Annotated in this window: 13 protein-coding genes; 10 read left to right on the forward strand and 3 right to left on the reverse strand. The window is 60.5% G+C overall.

Going from position 1 to position 15,603, the window contains the following annotated elements; genetic code table 11:
* Positions 1 to 16 precede the first annotated feature (16 nt).
* Genes AAF358_21135 through AAF358_21150 form a run of 4 tightly spaced genes read left to right on the forward strand, consistent with a single transcriptional unit; the run spans position 17 to position 2,646 of the window.
* Entirely contained in the window at positions 17 to 622 is a 606-nt protein-coding gene (locus AAF358_21135; protein ID MEM7708070.1) for a DUF2878 domain-containing protein, read from the forward strand.
* Positions 615 to 1,427, forward strand: coding sequence for a DUF1295 domain-containing protein (locus AAF358_21140; GenBank protein MEM7708071.1), 813 nt, complete (start codon positions 615 to 617; stop codon positions 1,425 to 1,427). The genes AAF358_21135 and AAF358_21140 overlap by 8 nt, the downstream gene beginning before the upstream one ends.
* The gene (locus tag AAF358_21145) at positions 1,424 to 2,110 is read left to right on the forward strand and encodes a DUF6134 family protein (protein ID MEM7708072.1); all 687 of its coding nucleotides are present in this window, start codon (positions 1,424 to 1,426) and stop codon (positions 2,108 to 2,110) included. The genes AAF358_21140 and AAF358_21145 overlap by 4 nt, the downstream gene beginning before the upstream one ends.
* The gene (locus AAF358_21150) at positions 2,107 to 2,646 is read left to right on the forward strand and encodes a lipocalin family protein (GenBank protein ID MEM7708073.1); all 540 of its coding nucleotides are present in this window, start codon (positions 2,107 to 2,109) and stop codon (positions 2,644 to 2,646) included. Before AAF358_21145 ends, AAF358_21150 begins: the two co-directional genes overlap by 4 nt.
* 139 nt (positions 2,647 to 2,785) lie before the next feature.
* Here the strand turns inward: AAF358_21150 and AAF358_21155 are convergent, their stop codons facing one another.
* Positions 2,786 to 5,008 (reverse strand): prolyl oligopeptidase family serine peptidase, encoded by a 2,223-nt coding sequence (locus tag AAF358_21155; GenBank protein MEM7708074.1) that lies wholly within the window; start codon positions 5,006 to 5,008, stop codon positions 2,786 to 2,788.
* Positions 5,009 to 5,311: 303 nt separating this feature from the next.
* Between AAF358_21155 and AAF358_21160 the strand changes: the two genes are divergently transcribed.
* Positions 5,312 to 6,694, forward strand: coding sequence for a diguanylate cyclase (locus AAF358_21160; protein ID MEM7708075.1), 1,383 nt, complete (start codon positions 5,312 to 5,314; stop codon positions 6,692 to 6,694).
* A gap of 145 nt (positions 6,695 to 6,839) precedes the next feature.
* Positions 6,840 to 7,355 carry a 2TM domain-containing protein gene (locus AAF358_21165; protein MEM7708076.1) on the forward strand — a complete coding sequence of 172 codons (516 nt, stop codon included), beginning with the start codon at positions 6,840 to 6,842 and terminating at the stop codon, positions 7,353 to 7,355.
* Between the two features lie 11 nt (positions 7,356 to 7,366).
* Here AAF358_21165 and AAF358_21170 read toward each other — a convergent pair whose 3' ends face one another.
* Positions 7,367 to 9,319, reverse strand: coding sequence for a right-handed parallel beta-helix repeat-containing protein (locus AAF358_21170; GenBank protein MEM7708077.1), 1,953 nt, complete (start codon positions 9,317 to 9,319; stop codon positions 7,367 to 7,369).
* Between the two features lie 256 nt (positions 9,320 to 9,575).
* Between AAF358_21170 and AAF358_21175 the strand changes: the two genes are divergently transcribed.
* The 4 genes from AAF358_21175 (at position 9,576) to AAF358_21190 (ending at position 14,729) form a co-directional block, all read left to right on the forward strand.
* Positions 9,576 to 11,423, forward strand: a complete 1,848-nt coding sequence (locus AAF358_21175) for a winged helix-turn-helix domain-containing protein (GenBank protein ID MEM7708078.1) — start codon at positions 9,576 to 9,578, stop codon at positions 11,421 to 11,423.
* A 35-nt stretch (positions 11,424 to 11,458) separates the two neighbouring features.
* Complete coding sequence (locus AAF358_21180) at positions 11,459 to 11,983, forward strand: DsrE family protein (GenBank protein ID MEM7708079.1); 525 nt, start codon at positions 11,459 to 11,461, stop codon at positions 11,981 to 11,983.
* 88 nt (positions 11,984 to 12,071) lie between these two features.
* Positions 12,072 to 13,121 (forward strand): serine hydrolase, encoded by a 1,050-nt coding sequence (locus AAF358_21185; protein MEM7708080.1) that lies wholly within the window; start codon positions 12,072 to 12,074, stop codon positions 13,119 to 13,121.
* 282 nt (positions 13,122 to 13,403) lie between these two features.
* Positions 13,404 to 14,729, forward strand: coding sequence for an MFS transporter (locus AAF358_21190; GenBank protein MEM7708081.1), 1,326 nt, complete (start codon positions 13,404 to 13,406; stop codon positions 14,727 to 14,729).
* A 16-nt stretch (positions 14,730 to 14,745) separates the two neighbouring features.
* Here AAF358_21190 and AAF358_21195 read toward each other — a convergent pair whose 3' ends face one another.
* Positions 14,746 to 15,567 (reverse strand): SDR family oxidoreductase, encoded by an 822-nt coding sequence (locus AAF358_21195; GenBank protein ID MEM7708082.1) that lies wholly within the window; start codon positions 15,565 to 15,567, stop codon positions 14,746 to 14,748.
* Positions 15,568 to 15,603 lie beyond the last annotated feature (36 nt).

Below are 15,603 nucleotides of genomic sequence, written 5' to 3' on the forward strand. Positions count from 1 at the left end.
AACAGGAGACACCATCATGCAGTTCCAAACCGAAACCGGCGCAACCGCCATGGCAAGCCTGCCAGCCGCGAAGACGCCATCCACCGTCCACGTGCTGGCCAACGCTGTAGCCTTCAAGCTGGTGTGGGCCGCCGCCATCCTCGGGGCAGCCAACCTTAGCCCCTGGCTCGGCGTCTGGGCCGCAGCAGCCGTCCTGACGGGCCATCTGTTTGCCGTACCCAACAAACACCAGGAACTTCGGCTGGTGCTGTTGACAGCCCTGATTGGCTTCAGCACCGACAGCCTGTTTGCTGCCACCGGCATGCTGCAGTACACGTCGGGGCAGCTCGCATCATGGCTCGCGCCGGTGTGGATCTTCGGCCTGTGGATCGGTTTTGGCACCACGCTGAACGTCGCCTTCCGCTGGCTGCAGCACCGCTGGACGGTGGCAACGATTCTCGGCGCCGTCTCCGGACCGCTGTCGTATCTCGCCGGCGCAAAGATGGGAGCCGTGACCTTTCCCGACACCGCGCTGGCGCTGGTCAGCCTGTCGGCAACCTGGTCGGTGCTGCTCCCCAGCCTGCTGGCGCTCGCTTCCAATTTCGGCTCAACGGCTGAGTCGCGGGAGGTGGCCCATGTTTGAGCTGAGCGCATTTTTGACGGCCCTCGCGGCGGTTGTCGCGTTCGCCGGCCTGGGTTGGGTGCTGAGCCTGCGGCTGAAGGATGTGAGCATCGTCGATTCAATGTGGTCGCTCATGTTTTTGCTGACCGTCTCGACGTATGCCTTCACCCTGAGCTCAACCGGCCCCCGCGTTGCGCTGGTGCTGGCCCTGCTGGCGATCTGGGCGATTCGGCTGTCGGCCTACATCACCTGGAGAAACTGGGGTGAGGGTGAAGACTTTCGCTACCAGGAGATCCGCGCGAACAACCAGCCGGGCTTCGAGTTTAAGAGTCTGTACATCGTGTTTGGACTGCAGGCGCTGCTGGCGTTTGTCATCGCTCTGCCGCTGCTGGTGGCGGTCCAGAGCGACGCGCCGCTCGGGCCGCTGGACGCGGCTGGTGCGTTGCTTTGGCTGATCGGCCTGATCTTTGAGGCCGGCGGCGACTGGCAGCTGACTCGCTTCCGGGCCAGCCCCGACAACCGCGGCAAGGTGCTGGACAGCGGTCTCTGGGGCCTTACCCGGCATCCGAACTACTTCGGCGATTTCTGCATTTGGTGGGGTTTCTTCCTGCTGAGCCTCGGCGCCGGAGGCTGGTGGACCTTTATTTCACCGCTGTTGATGTCCGGCCTGCTGCTGCTGAAGGTGTCCGGCGTCGCGCTGCTCGAGAAAGGCATCGGCCAACGCCGGCCGGCTTACGCCCGCTACGTGCGGGAAACCAACGCGTTTTTTCCCGGACCCCGTCGTCGCTCGACCGGTTCGGATCTGGAACAAGGAGATCTGGCATGAAGCTTTTAAATCAACTCTCAACGGCCGCTGCTGGGGCGACCCTGCTGCTGGCAGGCGGTGCCGCCGTCGCCAACGGCAACCTGTCCGCGCTGGACGTAGATACAGAACCGCGCGAATGGAACTTTCAGGTATATCTGAACGACGATCCGATCGGTTATCACAACTTTCGGCTGGACCCACAGGACGGTGGATACCAGCTCCTGACGGAAGCCGAGTTTAAGGTGAAAGTGCTCTTTGTGACCGCCTACCGCTACGAGCACGAAAACATCGAAACATGGCGTGATGGATGCCTGGAGCGGATCGAGGCGCGCACCAACGACAACGGCGATCGTCTGGAGGTTACCGGTCAGCGCGATACCGCTGGCTTCGAGCTGGCGGCGACGGGCGGTAGCGACTCACTGGATTCCGGATGTGTGCATACCTTTGCCTACTGGGACCTGGCGGCGCTCCAAGATGCCCGGCTGCTGAACTCTCAAACCGGTGCCTATCAGTCCGTGGATGTCGACCTCGTCGGTCGTGAGTCGATTGATGTGGACGGTGAGCAGGTTGCCGCAGACCGCTATAGCCTTGAGTCGGAGGGACTCGATCTCGATCTGTGGTACTCACCCGAAGGTGAATGGCTGGGCCTGACTTCTTACGTCAAAAAGGGGCGTCAGCTCCGTTACCGGCTGGTGCGATCATGAGCCGCCTTCGAGCGATTGCGCCGCTGATGCTGCTGGCCACCCTGATTGGATGCGCGGGCCGCAGCCCGGAGCTTGCCACCGTCCCGGAGGTCGACCTGGATCGTTTTATGGGCGACTGGTATGTAATTGCCCACATCCCGGCGTTTGTGGAGCGCAATGCGTATAACGCGATTGAGAGCTACGAGCGCAACGGCGATCGGATCAACACCACGTTTACGTTCCGGAATAAGGGTTTTGACGGACCCGAGAAGCAATATGAACCCAACGCGATTGTGACGGATACAGACTCAAACGCGGTGTGGGGGATGCAGTTCTTGTGGCCGTTTCGTTCCGACTTCCGCATTGTCCACCTGGACGAGGAATACGGCACCACCATCATCGGTCGAAACAAGCGCGACTATGTCTGGATCATGGCTCGCGAGCCGGAGCTGTCCGATGCGGCTTATGAGGCGCTGACCAAGCAGGTAGCAGCCATGGGTTACGACCTCACCGAGCTGCGCCGGGTGCCTCAGCGTTGGCAGAACTCAGCACCCTGATTGAGTGGGAGGTAGGAGAATTGCGCCCCGTCAGCCCGTTCCGGCTGGCGGGGCGCAACTTTCTGCAGATAGTGAGTCGTTCGAGCCCGGTAACTAGCAGCGTTTTGATATAGCCATGGATGGCTTTTTCAACAGTCTACTAAGGCCCAGACGCGGTGGCCTGCTGGCCGTAACCTTCCGGCAGCGTCATGTTGAGATGTTCCGCCAGAAAACCCCAACGGTCCGCATATTCTGCGATCGTCTTGTCGGTAGGCTTGCCGGCACCGTGGCCCGCCCGGGACTCGATACGAATCAGTGCCGGCTTGCCGTCAGGATTGGCCGCCTGCAGCCGGGCGGCATATTTGAAGCTATGGCCTGGCACCACGCGATCGTCGGTATCAGCGGTGGTCACCATGATTGCCGGGTAGTCCACGCCTTCTTTGATGTTGTGATACGGCGAGTATTTCAGCAGCGCAGCAAACTCTTCGGGGTTGTCCGAGGAGCCATAGTCGTCGACCCAGAATCGCCCGGCCGTGAACTTATGAAACCGCAGCATGTCCATCACGCCCACCGCGGGTATGGCGGCGGCAAACAGCTCAGGTCGTTGGTTGACCACAGCACCCACGAGCAGGCCGCCGTTGCTGCCGCCGAAGACCGCCAGCTGGGAGGGGGTTGTCCACTGCTCGGCAATCAGATACTCGGCCGCCGCAATGAAGTCATCGAATACGTTCTGCTTCTTCAGCTTAGTGCCCGCCTTGTGCCAGCCCTGACCGTATTCACCGCCGCCGCGAATGTTGGCGACCGCGTAGATGCCGCCCATCTCCATCCAGGCCAGGCGGGTGACGGAGAACGCGGGCCGCTGCGATGAGTTGAAGCCGCCGTAACCGTAAAGCATCGTCGGGTGCTGTCCGCCCGGCACCAAGTCTTTGCGGTGGCTGATAAACATCGGAACCCGGGTCCCATCTTTGGACTGAAAGAACACCTGGCGCACGATGTAGTCTTCCGGCGCAAAGTCCACGCTTGCCTGGCGAAACGTCTCCTGCTCTCCGCTGCGAACATCGTAGCGATACGTCGTCGGCGGGATGTTGAAGCTGGAGTACGTGTAAAAGGTCTCCGGGTTGTCGGGCGTGCCGGAAAATCCGCTCACTGTTCCGATACCCGGGAGGTTGAGCTCGCGATCGAAAGTGCCGTCTTCCTGGTGGATGCGAATCTGCGACCGAGCATCCTTCAGATAGCTGGTAATGAGCCGGCCGCCGATCATCACGGCCCCCTGCAGCACGTCTTCCCGTTCCGCCACCAGCGGCAGCTCAGCACCCGGCTTGTTCACGTCGATAGCGATCAGACGGCCATTCGGGGCATCCCGATCGGTGCGAAAAACCAGCTGGCTGCCGACGTTGCCGACGAGGGAATAGTCGTGGTTGAAACCTTCGATCAGCATCGCAGGCGAGGAGTCAGCGACCGTCAGGTCCTGCCACGCAATTTGGTAGCGCGAGTCGGTGCCTTGCCAGATGGTGATGACCAGATACCGACCGTCGTCGGTCACGGAAGCAAAGTAGCCCCACTCCGGATTATCAGAGTTGCCGTAAATGAGCTCGTCTTCCGCCTGCGGCGTGCCAACTCGGTGGAAGTACACCTGTTGATTGAGATTCAGGTCCTGAAAGGCACCATCTTCGTCAGGCTCGGGGTACCGCGAGTAGTAAAACCCCGAGTCGTCCGAGGCCCACGCCATCGGGGTGAATTTCGCCCAGCTGACCTCGTCCTCCAGCGTTTTCCCGGTGGCAACGTCCAGCACCTTGAGCGTTCGCCAATCCGAGCCGCCGTCCTGGATCGCCAGCGCCAGGTAGCGAGCGCTTGGGCTGATCTCATAGGAAGCTAACGCCACGGTGCCGTCCTCTGACCATTCATTCGGATCGATCAGGACACGGGGCTCACCGGTGAGGCCTTCCTGCATCATGACCTGCCGTTGGTTGCTGAGCCCGTCGTTGTAGCTGAAAAAATACTTCCCCGCTTTACGTATTGGCGTTGAAAAGCGCTCGTAGTCCCAGAGCTGAGTGAGGCGCTCAGCAATCGGCCCACGCTCCTCGATGCCGTCCAGGTACGAAAAGGTAACGGCATTTTGCTCATCCACCCACTGCGCCACCTGCTCGGACTCACGCACGTCGTCCTCAAGCCAGCGATATGCGTCGGCCACTTGCTGACCGTGATAAGCGTCAACGTGATCGACCGTAGCGGTCGACGGATAGCTGAGCGTTGGATTCACTTCGTTCATCGTTGCGGCGTTTTTATCAGCCGCAGAGCTTGCGGATTGGTTTGGGGAGGAGTCCGGCGCATCACCGCAGCCGACCAAAGCTGCACTGAGCAGCACCAGGGAAAGTCGTTTCATGGAACTAGGGTCCTCGAGAACTGGAAGTTGCCGGCGGGAGAGCCGGCACGGCCTGTGGCGGGCGAGCCTAGTCGCTTCCAAAGCCGTCGCCATGTGCCAATAGTCAGGACCGCCGGGCGCTCAAGTTTATTTCGCCCTAGCCGATAATTTTCGCTTAGGAGCGCTTTGCTCGAACAACCGATTCTGTTGGCCTTGGGCGTTGAGTCCGCGGTCCGGCAGAACCGCTGAACGTACAGGCGCTACGGACGCTATGCCTCTGCTGGTTGGCTACGAGTCTCTATGGAAACGACGTCGGCAAAAAAAGTGAGAAATCGACCCGAAGCGCTCAACGAAAACGAGCGGCTTCAGTGGCGCCTGCTGGACACCGTTTTTGCCCAGAACAATAACGCCACCAGCGGCGGGCTTTTCGCGTTTTCCATCGCGGCGCTTACCTTTTGGCGGCAGGTACCGTCATGGGCATGGCTAGTCTGGATCACGAGCTACGGCCTGCTGGTCTTTTACCGAGCCCGAAAAATTGCTGAATGTGCTGCGGACTCCGACCGCTCTGCCACCAATCTGAAGGCCTGGCGCCGCCGAGTCGACCTAATTCAGTTTTGCACCGGCACCCTATGGGGCACTTTGTTGACTTACCTTGTGTTGATCGGCACGCCCGAACAGATTGTGGTGGCGGTACTGCTGATGACGGGCCTGGTGACCGGCGGTCTGCTGGCATACAGCTACCGTCAGCCTACCTACGTGCTTTTTTCATCGGGGATGTGTTTGCCTCCAACCATCGGACTCCTGCTGCGCCCGGAGCCGCTGGTTTTAGGCGCCGCGCTCGCTGCCGCCTGGTTCCTTTTCCTTTGGTCCTGCTCAAACAAGTTTGCCGACTTCTACCGCCGAGCCCTGCGCCTGTCGCTCACCAATAAGGAGCTCGTGCACGATCTCGAACAGCGCAATCAGGAAGTGAGCGACCTCAACCGATCGCTTCACGAAAAGATCGCCGAGCTGGGCGAATCCAACAGCAACTTGAAGTCGGAACAGGAGCGTATCGCGGCGTTTGCCCGGGAGCTGGAAAAGCTCAGCACCACCGATCCGTTGACCCATATCGCAAACCGGCGACACCTCGAGCTGTCGCTGGAGAAGGCCTGGCGGCGAGCCATGCGGCGGGGTCACGAGCTTGGGCTGATCCTGATGGATGTCGACCACTTCAAAGCGTACAACGATAACTACGGCCATCAGCAGGGTGACCAGTGCCTGATCGACGTTGCCCGGATCCTTACCGCCTACGCACCGCCGGAGTCCTGCGTGGCGCGCTACGGTGGGGAGGAGTTTGTCGTGCTACTGCCCTACACCACACACTTTGAGGCGCTTGAGATCACCCGCAACTTTGTTACCCGAGTCGCGGTGACCGGCATCCGTCACGAGTTTTCCCCAGTTGCGCCGCACCTCACAATCAGTGCTGGCCTGTCGGTGGTGCGGCCTTCCCCGCAGTTCAGCTCGTCAAAGCTCCTGCAAAATGCTGACAAAGCCCTGTATCAAGCTAAGCACAATGGTCGCAACCAGGTGGTAAGCGACCGCACCGCGGGCGTGCTGGACAGCGACGACAAGCCCGTGATCGAACTCGACGACGTCTGGCAAACGGACGTCACGCCGCCAGAGTCCAGCGTGGTGGCAAGCACGCCGAGAGAGTCCGCCGGCAGCTAACCACCACCGGAGATTTCACCAACATGTGGTGAATCATCGCCTTTTCTCGCGATCAACCCACGTAAGTGTCTGATTGCTATAGCGCCAAAACCTGGAACGCTTCTTGCTGTTAACGTTGGACTGGCCAAGGTTGGGAAACAGAACGATGAACGAAGAACAGGCGCGGGAACGCATCAAAGAACTCAAGGACTTCTACACCCACATGACGGTATATGTCGCGGTCAACGCGTTCCTGCTGGGGGTCAACGTCATCACCGGTACGGACACCTGGTGGTTCCTGTTTCCGCTGATGGGTTGGGGCATCGCGATTGTGATCCACGCGTTTAGCGTGATGGGAACGGGCCACAAGTGGGAGCAGCGCAAGATGGAAGAGCTCACCGGTCTGAAAAATACGCGTGATGAGATTCAGCAGCTCGCCGAGCGCACCGACAGCCTGGTCACCATCATGTCCAGCGTCAACTGGGAAAGAATTGATCCCGAGCTGATGGACACCCGCAAAAACCTCGACAGCGCCCGGGCAAGAATTGCCGAGCTCAAACAAGACTCTGACCCGGCCAGCCAGGCCGAGCTCACTCGAGAAATCGAGAAGCTGGAGGCTTTTGTCACCAGCCCAAAGTTTGAGTACTACGACATGGCAGCGGACGGTAAACCACCGAACTGAGGCGGTTTCCGCTACTCCTCGAAGCTGTCCATGAACACGTTGTTGTCGGAGGTCACGCGCTCGATGGCGCCGGCATCGCAGGGCTCATCGCGAAGTTCGCCGCGCTGATCCTCGTCCGGACAGTTCATGGCGAAATCCCGCAGCGGGCTGCTGAGTCGAGGCAGATGACTCAGCGAACCGCCGCCGTTGTCCGCCAGCGGGTGGATCAGCAGATCGTTTACCACCAGATCACCGGCGTTTTGAACCTGGCAGCTTGAGTCGGTGACCACGTTGCCCAGGGAATCGGTGTCGCCACCTGATGAAAACAGGGAGCACGTCCCCTCGATCGCGCTGTTGCCGATAGTGGCAGAAGCCCCAAACACCTCGAGCTGATTGGCGCCGTTAGGATCCGCAATCGTCACGTTTTGCAGGGTTGCCTGGCTGTTGCCGATCACGCTGAGCGCCTCGCCACCGTTGGCCCCGTTGTTGCTGAGCGTGCTGTTCGTAAGGGTGAGAACCGATTCGTCGCGAAGAGCGATAGCCCCGCCGCTCACCTCGGCGAAGTTGCGGTGAAGGCTACATTCGGACAGGTTCAAGGTGCTATCCGTGGCGTAAACCGCTCCACCGACGCCAGATGCCGGATCACCCATCCCGTCTTCGGCTCGCAGAAAGCTGAAGTCACAGTCTCTAACGGTCGCGACACTTCCGTCCAACCGAAGCGCGCCGCCAAGGCGCACGCTTGCAGGCCGGAGTCCATTAACAACCAGCCCGTTTGCCAGGAACACCGAATCTGCCATCCAGACCGCTGGAACGCGACCCGAGAATGGGAACATCTCTATTCGTGTCATCACGACGGTTGAATTGCGAGCAAAAATGGTTGCACCTGGTCCGCTGAATGTCGTCGCGGTGATTTCGACAAGATCAGCGGGTCGAAATTCGAGCGCGAGTCCCGAGCTCACCGTATCCCGAATAATCGAGCCTATGAGATGTAGCCTGACCGAACCGTCACCGTAGATCGCCGTGCCCGAGTTAGAAAGGTTGACGTTGTTGCGGAACTCACAATTGGAAATTATGACCTCACCGCCCCGGACGTAGAGACCACCTCCCTGGCCAAATTGGGTACTCGGCACATCGTTACCCTCAATAATGCTTCCACTGATCTCCAGATTGGTCTCTTCACTGTAAATGCCTGCGCCCGTTCGATTGGCGGTGTTTTCTGAAATGGTGCTGTCGCGAATGACAACTTCCTGGGCATCGACGATGCACATACCACCCCCCGCGAGCGTGGAGTTTTCCGTAACGTTCTCAGAGATCGTGGCGTTCTCGATGGACGTTCGACCGTTGAACAGCGCCATGCCGCCACCAACGCACTGCTGGCCGGGCAGGATTCCGTTCGCACCATTGCCAGAAATGATCGAGTCGAAGATCTGAAGCCGAAACTCCGGCTCAAGGCCTCCGTCCGTGGGACTGACCAGAATGCCGCCACCCGACTGTCCGCGGGAGTTTTCGATCCGGACTCGTCGCAGCAGCGCGCTGGCACCGATCGCGCCGGTGACGTGCAGCGCGCCCGCCGGACTTTGCGCCGGATTCGGGTCGAACCCGGACAGCGTGAGATCTTCCAGCGTCAGGGCACCACCAGCATTCACCACCAAAGCTGACCCGGGAAACCCGGCGCCCGCGACGACAAAAGTCTGATCGATATCGCTGCCGCGGATCGTCACCTCGCTGCTGACGGGCAGCGCGTCGGCGCTGCCGGTGTTCTGGGTCAGCGAGAAAGTGCCTGCTGCCAGCACAATTTCGTCTGGACCCAGCGCAACGTTGGCGGTCTGGAGAGCCCCGCGCAGCGAACAGTCAAGGGGCGCCTCGGTACAGCCTGAAGCGGAACTGTCGTCGTCTGCTCGGTCGACCGTGAAAACTGCGGCCGGAACGGACGCTGACAACGCCAGCATGGCCATACATGTTGCGCTAAGCGCCCGTTTGAGCATCAGATTTCGCTCCCAGTCCGTTAGACCTCGATTCCTTACACTCAGGCTGCTGTACGAACAGGGTGAGTTCCTGACCAAAGCCTGAAATTTCCTGAAACGGGCAGAAAAAACGGTCACGAGAGAATCACGCGCGGCTGCGCTATTCTTGAGTGGTTAGGGAACGCGCCAGGTCCAGCAAAACGCCATCGTCACCTTGGAAGACTCCGATCAACCAGCAGCACCGAGCACTTCGTCGGGCGCAAAAGATGCCGGCAAATTGCTCAAGTTTGCCGACTTCACGCTGGATCAGACGACACGCCGTTTGTTTCGCCACGGCGAGGCGCAGAAGATTCAAAACAAGCCGCTGCGGCTGCTGATCTACCTGCTCGACCACCGGTCACGCCTCGTACGCCGTGACGAGCTGCTACAAAAGTTCTGGCCTCGCTCCTCCAACGATGAATCCTTAACCCGCTGTGTCAGCACGTTGCGGAAAGTGCTGGGAGACCTGGATGAGCCCTACCGGTTTATCGAGACGCGGTGGGGTGAGGGTTACCGCTTTATCGCCCCGGTCAGCGAAACGGACGAACCTGAGCCAATACCACCACCGATTGCTATCCCGCTGGAGCCAAAGGCTTCCGACCACGGCCGCGGCAATCGCGTCAGCAGCCTGCTGCTGGTGTCAATCGCGGCCCTGGTACTCGCCACGGCGGGCCTGGGCTGGCTGATGTTTCGCCCGATCCAGTCGACGCCGCTCGCTAGCGTCAGCCGACTGGCCGTGCTGCCAATAGCCGCTGCCGAAAGTGACCGCGTCGCCGCGGCGGAGCTGACCCAGGAGCTGACCCGTACGCTGGCGCGGATAGAGGGTGTGACGGTGGTGGCCTACGGCTCGGCGTCCCAGTTCGAGGCCGGGTCAGACCCGTTGGAGGCAGGCGAACAGCTCGGCGTCGATGCCCTGCTGGTTAGCGAGCTAAGCCGCTCGAACAGCTCGGCCCTGCTGAGATCGGAACTGGTATCGGCCCGCGACGCCAGCCTGCTGTGGTCGTTTGCCGGTGAACCCGGTGATGCCGGCGACGGCGGTGACGCCCAGATGCGCCAGCTTGCGCGCGCCGTCAGCGGCCGGCTCTGGGCCAGCCTGCAGCTTCGCGATCGGGAAGAGCCGGTCAATCCGGAGGCTCGCCGGCTTTACCTTCGTGGTCGTTACTATTGGAATCAGCGTTCTAACGTGGCGATTCGGGCCGCCATCGAAGCGTTCGATCAGGCGCTCGAATTAGAGCCGGACTACGTCGATGCCTTGGTTGGCCTTGCCGACTCCTGGCTGCTGCTGCCCCTTTACGCCGCCATGCCGCCAGGTGAGGCGATCCCGACCGCCCGAGCGGCGGCGGAGCGAGCGCTGGCGATCGATCCTTCGGAGGCTCGCGCTCACGCCGTGCTCGGTGTGGTCAGCATGCAGTACGACTGGGACTGGGGGAAAGCGGAAGCCTACCTGCGTCGTGCGTTGACGCTCAATCTCAATGACGCCACGTCCGAGCAATGGCTGGGAGAGATGCACTGCTATCGAGGTCAATTCGACCTATGCCGCAAACGGCTGGCGGCCGCCGCAAGCCTCGACCCGCTATCACCGGTGCTGCGGATGTTGCAGGGCTCACCCGATCTGTATGCGGGCAATTTTGAGAGCGCGGTTGTGCGTTATGAGTCGGCGCGAGCGGAGCTCCCGGATCTTTCGTTCCTCCAGCTTTCGCTCGGCCATGCGTACGTCGGGCTACAGGATTTCGACAGCGCGGTAGCCAGCTATCGCGCCGTACTCCCGGACCTGGGTCTGGCGATCGCGGGCGGGCCGCTGATCCACGCACTGGCGCGACGCGGTGACACCGAGGAGGCCAGCGAACTCCTGACGGCGCTCGAGACCCTTACCGGGCAGCGCTACGTACCGCCATTCAAGCTTGCCGTTGCCTACCTCGGGCTAGGCGACAAGGAGCGAGCCATCGCATCGCTCGAGCAGGCGGTGGCGGCCAGGGACGATCGGTTGCTCTATCTTGCGGTGGACTCGGTGTTCTTTGAGCTCCACGATGACCCGGCGTTTCGCGCGATTGCAAGACGCCTCAACCTGGAGCCTGTGCTCCGATAGGCCTCAATCAGCCTAAACCTTTGGCGAGCAATCGTATGACAAATCTTCGTGTCTGTTGGGTCGGCGCCATGCTGATGTTTACTTCCTTAGTGAGCCAAGCTGCCGAATTTGCGAAGGGCCCGCTGATCAAAGACTACGGCCCGGTAGCCTCGGTTCCCGATAACCGGATCGGCTCGCAGTCGGTTTTCCGGGTGGCGTTCGACATCGCTGAGGCCGCCAGGCGGGGCAAGGTCAATCGCTCCATGGAGTCAGCGGCACGGTTCCTGAATATGCATGCTGCCGCCGGCGTCCCCGCCGAAAACCTGTCGGTTGCCCTGGTGATCCACGGCCCGGCCGCGCTGGACGTGGTTAACAGCTCCCGCTTCGGCGGCGAAAACCCCAACGCCGGTCTTGTCTCGGCACTGATCGAGGCGGGTGTCACGATTGAGCTTTGTGGGCAGACAGCCGCCGCGCGAGGGATCAGTTCGTCTGACCTGCTGCCCGGCGTTGAGATGTCGCTTTCTGCCATGACCGCTCATGCGCTGCTGCAGCAGCGCGGGTACACGCTGAATCCCTTCTAGGGTCCTGGGCCTGTTGGGCCATACGCCAGCGGGGCATGCAAGGTACCGTACGACAACTAATGGCTCATCCACTTCCATTGAAGAATCCATGAACGCTCCCCGCAAACGACCGACCGTCATGACTCGGATGGTGCTGCTAGTGCTTTTCACGCTGACCGCTTGTGCGGTTTGCGCCGCAGACCAGAAAACGATCGAGAGCTTGGGCGATGAAATTGAGGCCGGAGATCACCCGGGAATTGTTGGCATGGTCATGCTGCGCGACGGCCGCGTTGTGATCGACGCAGCCAGCCGAAAACTCAAAGCCAAAGGCCTCGATATCCGTTCCGCTACGAAGTCAATCACTTCTCTGCTGGTGGGCATCGCGATTGATGAGGGCCACCTGGAGGGTGTAAGCGTGCCCATCGAACGGTGGCTGCCGGCTTACGGTGACGCCTTTGAAGCAGCGTCCGGCAAACGTGCGATCACCATTGAGGATCTGCTGACCATGCGGTCTGGGCTCGATTGCAACGACTGGGATCGTTTATCGCCGGGTCACGAAGACACGATGTATCGCCAGCGCGACTGGGTCGGATTCTGGGTGGGTCAGAAGCAGGTCGAGCCGCCGGGACAGATCTTCCGCTACTGCACCGGCAACGTGATTGCGCTGGGCCGAATCCTCGCCAACGCCACCGGAGAATCGGTCGACGAGTTTGCCAAGCGTAAGCTCTTCTCGCCGCTCGGGATTGAGCAGGTCCGCTGGGAACGCTGGAATCGTAGCCGCGATGTCGATACGGGTGGGCATCTACGGCTTCATCCCAGGGACCTGGCTCGCATCGGTCAGCTGGTGATAGATCGAGGGCTGAGCGGCGGCAATCGGATCGCGAGTTCAGCCTGGCTGGACGCGATGACCCAAGAGCACACGGCCATCCCCGGCCAGTCACAAAGATACGGTTACCTGTGGTGGCTGGACGCCACAACACGCGCTGAGCTACCGGAGACTCGGCTACAGATGGCCTGGGGCAATGGCGGCAACTACCTGATCGTGCTCCCCGAGATTGCCACGGTTATCACCTTTGCCGGCACACGCTACGAAAAGCCCAACCAGCTTGAACCATTGCTTTGGCTGGGACAGCGGATCCTTCCGGCCCTGGCGCCCTAAGTGCTTCGCGACCATGCGGCGTGCCGTGCTCTCCTGGGCCTGGAACAACGAGCGATTCATCTTCAACGACAATTTTCGGGGTTTTGTCGACGAATTCCCGGGCCCACGACGATCGTGCAACCGGTGCTGCCGCAGCGGCGCTAGCATGGTTTCGTAAAACCGAATGCTGTTGCAGCCGCTTCGCCGCGAGCTGTTTGCTTCGAAAGCGGTCGGCTGCGGGCTAAATTACGTGTAGGCTCTAGCTGAACCAGCCCTCACCAAACACCAGGCGAAAGGCAAATCATGGCTCAAAGCAACACCGCGCTTGCAAAGCTGCTGCGAAAAATCACGACCATCAACGACAACGAGGTCAAGGCGGCCGCACTGTCCTTTTCTTTTGTCTTCATTCTCATGGCCGCCTACTACATTCTGCGTCCGGTCCGGGATGCGCTCGCCAGCGACTGGACGGATGCTGAGGTCAGCTTTCTGTGGACGCTGAACTTCTTTATCAGTACCGGCATCGTCGCGGCCTACGGTCTGGCGGTGGCCAAAATGCCGTTTCGCAGGCTCGTTCCTGCCATCTACACCTTCTTTGCCGCGTCGTTTGTAGTGTTTTATCTCGCAGTTCAGGGGGTGTCGGACGGGGTACTGATCGACAAAGCGTTTTATCTCTGGGTCAGCGTTTTTGCGCTGTTTCACGTGTCGGTTTTCTGGAGCTTCATGGCCGACACCTTCAACAAGGATCAGGCCGGACGCCTGTTTGCCGTCATTGCGGCGGGCGCCAGTCTCGGCGCGATCGTGGGCCCGCTGATCTCCGGCCTGTTCGCCAGCCGCATTGGCGTCGAAAACCTGATGCTCATCTCCGCGGTGATGCTCATGCTGCCGATTCCGATCATTCTTTATCTTGGGAAGCTGAAGGTTACGGAGCTTAAGAATCCCGATCTGCAGTTCGAAGCGGCCAAAAATGCGATCGGCGGAAACCCTTTTGGTGGATTCAAGGCCTTTTTCAGCAACCCCTACCTGCTGGGAATTGGCATCTTCATCATTCTTTACACCGGGATCGGATCCTTTGTTTACCTCGAGCAGAAAAACCTGCTCGCTCCCTATGACGTGGAGACCCGAACAGCGATCTACGGCTACCGGGACGCCGTGCTCAATACGCTGACCTACGTGCTGGCCTTTTTTGTCACAGGCCGAATTGTGTCGAAGCTGGGGATGCCGGTGGCGCTGCCGCTGATGCCCGTGCTCGTTATCGCGGGCATGTTGATCCTGGCCTTTTCACCACTGCTGATCGTCGCCGTTGGCCTGCACGTGGTGTCCAAGGCCGGTAACTACGGGCTGACTCGACCCGCGAGGGAGATGCTCTTCACTCAGGTCAGCCGGGAGGACCGCTTTAAGGCTAAACCGGTCATCGACATCGTGGCCTATCGGGGCGGTGACGTGATTATGGGCTGGTTTTTCACCGGCCTGACGCAGGGACTGGGGCTAGGTCTGGCGGCCGTCGCCGGGGTGGGCGCAGGCATTGCCGCTCTGTGGGCCTTTACCGGATTCCTGCTCGGTCGTCGCTATGAAGCGTCAGCCACCAGCGAGGCACCGGCGGAAGCGGCGGTGGCGGAGCAGGGAACTTAGCGGGTCACACGACCCGTCAGCCGCGCTCGCGTTTGAGCCTGGCCTTCGTTCGCCGGCCTTTTCGTTCGAGCAGCGGCCGCATCAGTCGGCCCAGGCCCGGCATAAGATAGGTGAGCGTTGTGAGCACGCCGCTGATCGGCGGCATAGCCTGCTCAGCTTTGTCGCTGGTAACCAGCTTCACCACCATGTCAGCAACCTCTTCGGCGGTGCTGATCGGCTGAGAGAACGTGAGATTGGTCACCTGGTCGATCTGATCCATGATGAAACCCGTGTCGATCGGACCCGGCGACACCGCAGCGATCTTGATGCCCGAGCCGCGAAGCTCCTCGGCCAGGGCCAGGCCAAAGACCCGGATCCCAAACTTGCTGGCCGAGTAGGCAGCGGCGCCGGGAATCGGCGTTCGCCCCGCCAGCGAGGCCACGTTGATCACGGCCGGTGTTGTTGCTTTTCGCAGGTACGGCAAGGCGAGCCGGGTCGCCATGATCGGCGCCTTGAGATTAACGTCGATCATCCGGCCCAGATCGTCCGCTTCAATCGTTTCTACCGGGCCACGCTGATGAAATCCGGCATTGTTGACCAATACGTCCACGCCGCCAAAACGGGATTTGGTGTCGGCCAGCAAATCTTTGAAGGCCTGAATATCGGTCACGTCCATCGACATCCCATGGACCCGGTCGCCCGCGTCCAGCTCTGAGACAAGTTCCTGCAGCTTCTTCTCACCTCGTGCCAGAAGCACAAGATTGGCTTCCAGTCGCGCGAAGGCTCGGGCAACCGCAGCGCCTACGCCCATGGATGCCCCCGTGACGATAACGGTCCGGCCCTTAAATGATGACTGCACTCAATTCTCTCTCAGGTATCGCCGGAATTTGGCTAC

The sequence above is a fragment of the Pseudomonadota bacterium genome, from assembly GCA_039033415.1.
Lineage (GTDB): Bacteria > Pseudomonadota > Gammaproteobacteria > Xanthomonadales > SZUA-38 > JANQOZ01.